Source organism: Pseudomonas sp. R62 (assembly GCF_000257605.1).
Classification (GTDB): domain Bacteria; phylum Pseudomonadota; class Gammaproteobacteria; order Pseudomonadales; family Pseudomonadaceae; genus Aquipseudomonas; species Aquipseudomonas atacamensis.
On the sequence record NZ_JH635999.1, the window covers coordinates 1,928,240 to 1,937,158 of the forward strand.

Annotated in this window: 8 protein-coding genes and 1 pseudogene; 3 read left to right on the forward strand and 6 right to left on the reverse strand. The window is 60.6% G+C overall.

Annotated elements, in window-relative coordinates:
* Window positions 1-1,069: aldehyde dehydrogenase family protein (locus OQK_RS26535; RefSeq protein ID WP_038861824.1), on the reverse strand; the 1,069-nt coding region annotated here is incomplete at its 3' end.
* A 196-nt stretch (window positions 1,070-1,265) separates the two neighbouring features.
* Entirely contained in the window at window positions 1,266-2,174 is a 909-nt protein-coding gene (gene glsB / locus OQK_RS26540) for a glutaminase B (protein ID WP_016775111.1), read from the reverse strand.
* Window positions 2,175-2,312: 138 nt separating this feature from the next.
* Here glsB and OQK_RS26545 point away from each other — a divergent pair, with 138 nt between their 5' ends.
* The gene (locus OQK_RS26545; RefSeq protein WP_016775112.1) at window positions 2,313-2,801 is read left to right on the forward strand and encodes a GFA family protein; all 489 of its coding nucleotides are present in this window, start codon (window positions 2,313-2,315) and stop codon (window positions 2,799-2,801) included.
* A gap of 99 nt (window positions 2,802-2,900) precedes the next feature.
* Here OQK_RS26545 and OQK_RS26550 read toward each other — a convergent pair whose 3' ends face one another.
* The 3 genes from OQK_RS26550 to OQK_RS26560 form a co-directional block, all read right to left on the reverse strand.
* Window positions 2,901-4,187 (reverse strand): ATP-binding protein, encoded by a 1,287-nt coding sequence (locus OQK_RS26550; protein ID WP_016775113.1) that lies wholly within the window; start codon window positions 4,185-4,187, stop codon window positions 2,901-2,903.
* The gene (locus OQK_RS26555; protein ID WP_016775114.1) at window positions 4,188-4,895 is read right to left on the reverse strand and encodes a winged helix-turn-helix domain-containing protein; all 708 of its coding nucleotides are present in this window, start codon (window positions 4,893-4,895) and stop codon (window positions 4,188-4,190) included.
* A 141-nt stretch (window positions 4,896-5,036) separates the two neighbouring features.
* On the reverse strand, window positions 5,037-5,639 hold the full coding sequence (locus OQK_RS26560) for a tRNA-(ms[2]io[6]A)-hydroxylase (protein WP_016775115.1): 603 nt from the start codon (window positions 5,637-5,639) through the stop codon (window positions 5,037-5,039).
* Window positions 5,640-5,798: 159 nt separating this feature from the next.
* Between OQK_RS26560 and OQK_RS26565 the strand changes: the two genes are divergently transcribed.
* The gene (locus tag OQK_RS26565) at window positions 5,799-6,662 is read left to right on the forward strand and encodes a universal stress protein (protein ID WP_016775117.1); all 864 of its coding nucleotides are present in this window, start codon (window positions 5,799-5,801) and stop codon (window positions 6,660-6,662) included.
* A 100-nt stretch (window positions 6,663-6,762) separates the two neighbouring features.
* On the opposite strand, the gene OQK_RS26570 is transcribed toward OQK_RS26565, so the two are convergent.
* The gene (locus OQK_RS26570) at window positions 6,763-7,233 is read right to left on the reverse strand and encodes a DUF1289 domain-containing protein (protein ID WP_024013275.1); all 471 of its coding nucleotides are present in this window, start codon (window positions 7,231-7,233) and stop codon (window positions 6,763-6,765) included.
* A gap of 467 nt (window positions 7,234-7,700) precedes the next feature.
* Here OQK_RS26570 and OQK_RS26575 point away from each other — a divergent pair.
* Window positions 7,701-8,919 (forward strand): annotated as a pseudogene (locus tag OQK_RS26575) (bifunctional aconitate hydratase 2/2-methylisocitrate dehydratase); the annotation flags it as partial.

The window sequence follows — 8,919 nt, forward strand, 5'->3', positions numbered from 1 at the left end:
CGCTTGGCAGGCAACTTTCACTGCCCGCGACGATGTGCAATTTGCAGCCTTGGCCGCGCGCAGTACCGGCGTCTTTCAAGGCATCGAGGAACAGCGGCACCAGCTCATCGGCGCGTTCGCGCTGAATCAGGCAGACGTTCAGGGTGTTGCAGACCTTGCGGTCCAGCGAGTTGCGCACCACTGCCGCGAAGCGAGTGGCGTCGGCGTCATGGTCGGCGATCAGCCACGCGCCGCCGGTGCCGTGCAGGCTGACGGCAGTGCCGGTCTGCTGAGCAATGCTGCCCAACTGACTGACCGCACGGCCCGAGCCGCGCGCCACCGCCAGCGACAGACGCCGATCGGCGAACATCGCCCAACCGGCAGCATGATTGACACTTTCGACCAACGACACCGCCCCCACCGGCAAACCGGCTTCGGCCAGCGCCGGGTTCAAGGCGTGAGTGACGATGGCTTGCGCAGTGCCCAACGCATCGCTGCCGATGCGCAGCACAGCCGTATTGCCGGTGCGCAAAACCCCGGCGGCGTCGGCAAATACGTTGGGCCGACCTTCGAAGACAAACGCGACGATGCCCAGCGGCGAGACCACTTGCTCAACCTTCCAGCCATCGTGCTCGACACTGCTGATCACTTTGCCCCGGGTCGGTGGCGCATCACGCCAGGCGCGCAGCCCGGCGATCATGTCGCGGCGCATGCGTTCATCAGCGAGCAAGCGTGTGGTCGAGCGGCCGCGCGCCTTGGCCCGTTCGATGTCGGCGCGGTTGGCGGCTTCGATCTGCGTCCAGCATTCAGGACTTTCCAGGCGCTGAGCGAACAGATCGAAAAACTGGCTGATGGCTTCATCGGACACCGCCGACAACGCGGTGAATGCCGCAGCCGCACGCTCGATTGCCACCGAGGCGGCCTGTTGATCGGCCACGGGGATCAGCAACAACTCGCCACTGACCTGCTCGACCAGCAAATGGTCACCGGGCTGAAACCGCGCGGCCAGTTCGGGGCTGACCACGGTGACGCGGTTACCAGCGAAAGGGATCGGCGTGCCAGCGGCTAGACGTTCGAGCGCAAGAGACATGAAGCGGATTCACCATGCAGAGGGCGGCCGGAAAATGTAGCGGATTACTGGCTGAAATACACCTCCTCAAACACTAAAGAAACCTGTGGGAGCTGGCTTGCCAGCGATAGCGGTGGTTCAGGCAAATTTATAGTGACTGACAGGGCCTCATCGCTGGCAAGCCAGCTCCCACAGGGTCATGTGGTGTTCCGGTGGGTCAGAACACCGACCAGCCAATCCTTGAGCTCAGCAGTTCCAGCGCTGCCATCCCCGCCAGCGAGTTGCCGGCCGCATTCAGCTCCGGCGACCACACGCACACACTGAACTGCCCCGGCACCACCGCAACGATGCCGCCGCCGACCCCGCTCTTGCCCGGCAGGCCGACGCGATAAGCGAAGTTGCCCGCCTCGTCATACAGACCGCTGGTGGCCATGATCGAATTGACCTGCTGGGTCTGGCGGCGCGTCAGGATCTGCTCGCCGCTGTGCTTGCAGAACCCGTCATTGGCCAGAAAGCAGAACGCCCGGGCAAGATCGATGCAATTCATCCGCAGCGCGCAATGGCTGAAATAGCTGCGCAACACCGCCTCGACATCGTTGTGAAAGTTGCCGAACGATTGCATCAGATAGGCCATCGCCGCATTGCGCGCGCGGTGCTGGTATTCGGAGTCGGCGACCTTGCCGTCGATCATGATCTGCGGATTGCCCGACAGACGCCGGACGAAGTCGCGCATCGACAGTGTCGGCGCGGCGAAGCGCGACTGGTTGATGTCGCAGATCACCAGCGCCCCGGCATTGATGAACGGGTTACGCGGGCGGCCGCGCTCGAATTCCAGTTGCACCAGCGAGTTGAACGGCTGGCCAGAAGACTCGTGGCCAAGCCGTTCCCAGATCGCTTCGCCGGAGTGATCGATGGCCTGCACCAGGCTGAACACCTTGGAAATACTCTGCACCGAGAACGGCGTTTCAGCGTCGCCGGCGCAATACATTTCGCCGTCGTTACTGTACACGGCGATGCCCAACTGGTTGGCCGGCACCGTGCCGAGGGCGGGAATATAGTCAGCAACTTTGCCCTGCCCGATAAGGGGCCGGACCGCGTCAAGGATCTCGTTCAACAGCGCTTGCATGCCGGGTTCCGAAAGTCTCGCCCCATGGGATCGCGGGGACACTGGGGCTAGACGCTGCGCCCGCCGGTCGCATCACACCGGCAAGCATCAGGCAGAATGTTCTAGGCTGAAGCGGACCATTAGACACGGGAGAGCACCATGCACCTCGAAGGCTCCTGCCATTGCGGCGAAGTCACGTTCAGCCTCGACAGCGCCCATCCTTATCCCTATCAACGCTGCTATTGCTCGATCTGCCGCAAGACCCAGGGCGGCGGCGGTTATGCGATCAACCTTGGCGGCGACGCGACCACTCTCAAGGTTCGCGGACGCAAAAACATCAGCATCTATCACGCGAAGATGAAAGCTGACGGCGATAAGCGCGCCCATCGCAGCAGCGCCGAACGCCACTTCTGTTCGCTGTGCGGCAGCGGCCTATGGCTGTTCAGCCCGGAGTGGCCAGAGCTGATTCATCCATTCGCCTCCGCAATCGATACGCCGCTGCCGGTGCCGCCGGAACGCACGCACCTGATGCTAGGTTCGAAAGCGCCGTGGGTTGAAGTCGAGGCGAAGCCGAAGGATCAGCAGTTTGATGTATATCCCGAAGAATCGATCGCCCAGTGGCATGAGCGACTCGGTGTGACTCGCTGAACACCGCGCCCTTCGCGAGCAGGCTCGCTCCCACATTTGGATTGCGATTACCTGTGGGAGCGAGCCTGCTTGCGAAGGGGCCGGGTCAGGCAATATCAATCAGTCCAGATGCGTCCAGGTCATCCTGAACAGCGCCCCACCCCACACCGAATCGCCAACTTCAACCTGCCCGCCATGGGACTGCGACACCCGCCGCACCAGCGCCAGGCCCAACCCAAAACCACCGGTGCGCCGATCCCGGCTGGCATCCAGTCGGGAAAACGGTTCGAAGATTTTCTCCCGTCCCTCCAGCGGCACACCCGGGCCGTCATCGCTGACCCGCACTTCATAGTCATCGCCATTGCGCAGCAGCGACACCTCGACACGCTGCTCGGCATAGCGAATGGCATTGCGCAAAAGGTTGATCACCGCCCGCGCCATGAAGCGCGGTTCGATGCTTACCGTGTCGACCTGGCAACCGGCGATCGACAACTGCACCCCCACTGCTTCGGCTTCAAGCGCCACACTGCCGACGACGCTGTCGAGCCAATCGGCTGCGTGAATATTTTCCCGTTTGATCACCGTCGCGCCATGCTCCAGGCTGGCGTAGGTCAGCAATTCCGAGACCATCTCCTCCAGCTCACCAAGGTCGGCATACATGTCGGCGATCAGCTCGCGGTTCTCGCTGGCGTCCGGTAGCTGTTTGAGCTGATCAAGTTCGAACGACAGCCGCGCAATCGGTGTGCGCAATTCGTGGGACACGGCGTTGGTCAATTCGCGCTGGTTGGCGATCAAGCCCTCGATGCGCGCCGCCATCAGATTGAAGTGCTCGGCCAGATCGCGGATGTTCGAGCGCCGCGACAACTGAATGCGCACCGACAGATCGTTGTCGCCGAAACGCTCGGCCGCCAGCCGCAGCTTTTCCAGATCGCGCCAGTGTGGACGCACCCAGAAAAACAGAACGATGCCGATCAGCACTGCGAGCATCATGTAGGCTGCGGTGATGTAGAACGGCATCAGGCTCGGCTCCGGCGGCAGCTTGATGCTGAGCAATTGCGAGCCGCCATCGATGTTGCTGATGAACTGCGTGTAGTCGTCGCGGATCACCAACAGGTTCCGCGCGAGCTCGGCTTTTTCCTGCGGTGTCAGGGCCAGTTGATCGGCCTCGACCAGACTCAGCGACAGACCGTAGTGCGCACGCAATGAATCGAGTTTCTGTTCACGCTCGGAGCCCTGGCGGCCTTGCAGATGATCGACCAGCGACCACGCCTGACCACGCACGGCTTCACGGTTGTAATCCTGCGTCTGGCTGTCGAGCAACGCATTGAAGGTGTGCTCGACCGCCTGCAAGGCCAGCACCAGCCCTACCGTCATTACCAGAAACAGGCCGAGGAACAAGCGCAGCATCTACAGCTCCCACGCGAATGGATTGAACAGATAGCCCTTGCCCCACACGGTCTTGATGCACACCGGCTCGCGGGGATTGTCCTTGAGCTTGTTGCGCAATTTGCTGATGTAGACGTCGACGCTGCGGTTGAGGCCGTCGAAGGCAATGCCGCGCATGCGATTGAGAATGTCATCGCGGGAAAGAATCTTGCCCGCCGCGCTGGCGAGCAACCAGAGCAATTCGAACTCCATGGTGGTCAGCTCGATCAGCTCACCGGTCAGGCGCACTTCACGGCAACTGCGGTCGATGCTCAATTGCCCGAACTCGAGGAAACTGACCACGCTGGTGTCCGGCGTCTGCCGCCGTTGCAACGCCCGCAGCCGCGCGAGCAATACCGGCGGTTTGATCGGTTTGATCACGTAATCGTCAGCGCCGGACTCCAGACCGAGAATGTGATCGAGATCGTCTTCCTTGGCCGTGAGGATCACGATCGGCGTGTCCGAAACACTGCGAATTTCCCGGCAGACCTGCAAACCGCTCTGCCCCGGCAACATCAGGTCGAGCACCAGCACTTTCGGCTTGAATTCCAGGAATGCAGCCATGGCCAGATCACCGCGATGAACCGTGCGCACCTCGTAGCCGTGTTGTTCTAGAAAGTGTGCGATCAGTGCGGCGAGACGCTCATCGTCTTCGACCAGCAGAACTTTGCCGAAACCCAGGTTATCCATAACAACCGTTGCCAAGCCAAACGTGGAAGGGCCGATATTATGCTGGCATTCATCGAACAGGCGATGACGGCAGACAGCAAAAACCGGCCACTCGGGCCGGTTTTCGGTGATGTTTCATACTCTTAAGAGTTTTTAACAAATTCAGGCGGGCACACCGCTGTGGAAGCGGAATTCCTCGTCCGGCGACTCGATCAGTTCCTGCTCGGCCGCACGGACGCGCTCGATCACCTGCGCGACATCCTTGGCATCACCATACTGATAGGCCAGTTTCAGATAACCCTGAAAGTGCCGCGCCTCGCTTTTCAGCAAACCGAAATAGAACTTGCCCAGTTCTTCGTCCAGATGCGGCACCAATGCTTCAAAGCGTTCGCAACTGCGCGCTTCGATGAAAGCACCAACCACCAGCGTATCCACCAGTTTCACCGGTTCGTGGCTGCGCACCACCTTGCGCAGGCCCGAGGCGTAGCGGCCGGCGTGCAGCTGACGCAACTCGATCTTGCGCCGTTTCATGATGCGCATGACTTGCTCGTGGTGCACCAGTTCTTCCCGGGCCAGGCGCGACATCATGTTGATCAGGTCGACATGGGCGTGGTACTTGGCAATCAGGCTCAGCGCCGTGCTGGCGGCCTTGAACTCGCAGTTCTTGTGATCGATCAGCAGGGTTTCCTGATCGGCCAGTGCCGCCTGGACCCAGGCGTCGGGCGTGCGGCAGCCAAGGAATTCGTGGATTTCGGGAAGGATCATGGGGCTCACGGTAAAAGGTGTTCGAGCGAAGGGCGCCGATTATACCGGCCCGCCCGCAGACCACCAGCGGCGGCTGTTGATATGCATCAAGTCGCAGACGTTCGGGTAGCAACTATAGTTGTGCAACGCCGTGCCTTTTCTTTGCTGGAGACTCCGCTCATGCAAGCCATTCGCAGCATTCTGGTGGTCATCGAACCTGAACATGCAGAAAGCCTGGCGCTCAAGCGCGCCAAGCTGATCGCCGGTGTCACCCAGGCCCATCTGCATCTGCTGGTGTGCGACAAGAAGCATGACCACGCCGGCCTGCTCAGCGTGCTCAAGGCGGCATTGCTCGCCGAAGGCTACAGCGTGACCACCGAACAGGCGTGGAACGAGAGCCTGCACGAAACCATCATCGATGTGCAGCAGGCCGAAGGTTGCGGTCTGGTGATCAAACAGCACTTCCCCGACAGCTCGCTGAAAAAGGCCCTGCTGACCCCGGCCGACTGGAAACTCCTGCGCCACTGCCCTACCCCGGTGCTGCTGGTCAAAACCGCCGGTTCGTGGAAAGACAAAGTGATTCTCGCTGCCGTCGATGTCGGCAATGCCGATGGTGAGCATCGGCATCTGCACAGCACCATCATCGATCACGGTTATGACATCGCCAGTCTGGCCAAGGCGCATCTGCATGTGATCACCGCGCATCCGTCGCCGATGCTCTCGGCGGCGGACCCGACGTTTCAGCTGAAATCGACCATAGAAGCCAAATACCGCGAGCAGTGCCGGGCGTTTCAGGCGGAGTTCGATGTCGATGACGAGCACCTGCACGTCGAGGAAGGCCCGGCAGATGTGCTGATCCCGTTCATGGCGCACAAGCTGCAGGCAGCGGTAACGGTAATTGGCACGGTGGCGCGCAGCGGTCTGTCAGGCGCGTTGATCGGCAATACGGCTGAAGCGGTGCTGGATACGCTGGAAAGCGATGTGCTGGTGCTCAAGCCGCAGGAGGTTGAGGATCATCTGGTGGAACTGACGGCAAAACACTGAGGATTGCCATGCCTGACTGGCGCTTTCGCGAGCAGGCTCGCTCCCACATCTGGAATGCATTTCCCTGTGGGAGCGAGCCTGCTCGCGAAGCTTTTGCTGTTCAGGCGCCGAAGGCGTCTTTCAGAAAGCCCGGGGCGATGTAGCGCTGATAATGCGCTTCCGACAGCAGGAAGAATTCCCGATCAATGGCATCGCGCAGTTCCGGCAGGTTCCAGTCGCGGAACTCCGGCAGCAACACCATCCCGTACGCCTCAAGATTAATGATCACCCGCGCCCCCCGGGCAATCAGCTGATAGGCCCAGCAATATTCCGACTGATGCGGTACGAAGCGGATCTTGCGCTGTTCGAGCTGCTCGCGCAGGCGCGCCGGATCGAAGATCTCGACTTTGCTCGCCATCACTTGTGACAGCAACTGCTCCAGACGCAGCCAGACCGCACGCTTTTCCTCCTCGTTGTATCCGTTCCAATGGATCACTTCGTGGTGGAAACGCTTGCAACCACGGCACACCAGGTCACCGTAAACGGTGGAGCAGAGGCCGACGCAGGGGGTCTTGATGGTCTGATTGGGCATAAATGGGCAGAACACTGAAACGCGGAACAGGCCGGCATGTTAGCCCTTTGTCGGGCATTGATCACCCCTCAAACAGCAAGGTCTCGCCGGCGTCGCAAGTTTGCTCCGGCCGCGCTGATTGCCACGAAAGTCCAATAGAGCGCGACTTACCTTTAAATTTTTTTTGCCGTAGAATCAGCCAGCCTTTTAAGGCGCCAATGTCCGTTAGAAGCTGTTTTCAAAGCGTCACGAGCACAGTCGTTCCTTCAGAGCGGTGTTGGCGAAGGGTTTTTCCAGCGGGGAAAAGCCCAACGCCAACCCTCATCAGCTCCCCGTTCTGCAGGCGTAAAACTTTGAAAGCAGCTTCTGTAAGGAATTGCCGGTAATTCTGGCCGAACGACCCACAACGTCGTGAGGCGCATGAGTACGGCAATTTCGGGATGAGCGTCCCGGACACCCATTTGGGACCACTGATGAGGGTAATAACTGTGCTTGAAGCCTACCGCAAACATATCGAAGAGCGTGCAGCCCTGGGTATCGTTCCCCAGCCGCTTAACGCCGAACAAACAGCAGGCCTGATCGAGCTGCTGAAGAACCCTCCGGCTGGCGAAGAAGCTTTCCTCGTTGACCTGATCACCAATCGCGTACCACCTGGAGTGGACGAAGCCGCCTACGTCAAGGCCGGTTTCCTGTCTGCCCTGGCCAAGGGCGAAGCCACCTCCCCTCTGCTGGACAAGAAACGCGCTGTCGAACTGCTCGGCACCATGCAGGGCGGCTACAACATCGTCACCCTCGTTGAACTGCTGGACGACGCCGAGCTCGCGCCAGTCGCCGCCGAAGAACTCAAGCACACCCTGCTGATGTTCGACGCCTTCCACGACGTCGCTGAAAAAGCCAAGAACGGCAACGTTCACGCCAAGGCCGTGCTGCAATCCTGGGCTGACGGCGAGTGGTTCAAGAAGCGCCCGGTCCTGGCCGACAAGATCAGCCTGCGCGTATTCAAGGTCACCGGCGAAACCAACACCGACGACCTCTCCCCTGCGCCAGACGCCTGGTCGCGTCCTGACATCCCGCTGCACGCCCTGGCCATGCTGAAAATGGCCCGTGACGGCATCGTTCCGGACGAGCAAGGCAAGACCGGCCCGATGAAGCAGATCGAAGAAATGCGCGGCCAGGGCTTCCCGATCGCCTACGTCGGTGACGTGGTCGGTACCGGTTCCTCACGTAAATCGGCGACCAACTCGGTGCTGTGGTTCTTCGGCGACGACATCCCGTACGTGCCGAACAAGCGCGCTGGCGGTTTCTGCTTCGGCAGCAAGATCGCTCCGATCTTCTACAACACCATGGAAGATGCCGGCGCCCTGCCGATCGAGTTCGACGTGTCGAACATGAACATGGGCGACGTGATCGACCTGTACCCGCACGCTGGCAAAGTCTGCAAGCACGGTACCGACGAAGTCATCACCACTTTCGAAATGAAAACCCCGGTGCTGCTGGACGAAGTCCGTGCCGGCGGTCGTATCCCGCTGATCATCGGCCGTGGCCTGACCGAGAAGGCTCGCGCCGAGCTGGGTCTGCCAGCGTTCGACCTGTTCAAGAAGCCGGAAGCTCCGGCTGAAAGCACCAAGGGTTTCACCCTGGCGCAGAAAATGGTCGGCAAGGCCTGCGGTCTGGCAGAAGGCCAGGGCGTGCGTCCTGGCACCTACT

What these genes read in the sequence shown, in the direction of transcription:
- glsB (WP_016775111.1), bottom strand. Translation starts at nt 2,174, where the DNA reads ATGCAAGCGCTGTTGAACGAGATCCTTGACGCGGTCCGGCCCCTTATC.
- OQK_RS26570 (WP_024013275.1), bottom strand. Translation starts at nt 7,233, where the DNA reads ATGCCCAATCAGACCATCAAGACCCCCTGCGTCGGCCTCTGCTCCACC.
- OQK_RS26560 (WP_016775115.1), bottom strand. Translation starts at nt 5,639, where the DNA reads ATGATCCTTCCCGAAATCCACGAATTCCTTGGCTGCCGCACGCCCGAC.
- OQK_RS26550 (WP_016775113.1), bottom strand. Translation starts at nt 4,187, where the DNA reads ATGCTGCGCTTGTTCCTCGGCCTGTTTCTGGTAATGACGGTAGGGCTG.
- OQK_RS26545 (WP_016775112.1), top strand. Translation starts at nt 2,313, where the DNA reads ATGCACCTCGAAGGCTCCTGCCATTGCGGCGAAGTCACGTTCAGCCTC.
- OQK_RS26555 (WP_016775114.1), bottom strand. Translation starts at nt 4,895, where the DNA reads ATGGATAACCTGGGTTTCGGCAAAGTTCTGCTGGTCGAAGACGATGAG.
- OQK_RS26565 (WP_016775117.1), top strand. Translation starts at nt 5,799, where the DNA reads ATGCAAGCCATTCGCAGCATTCTGGTGGTCATCGAACCTGAACATGCA.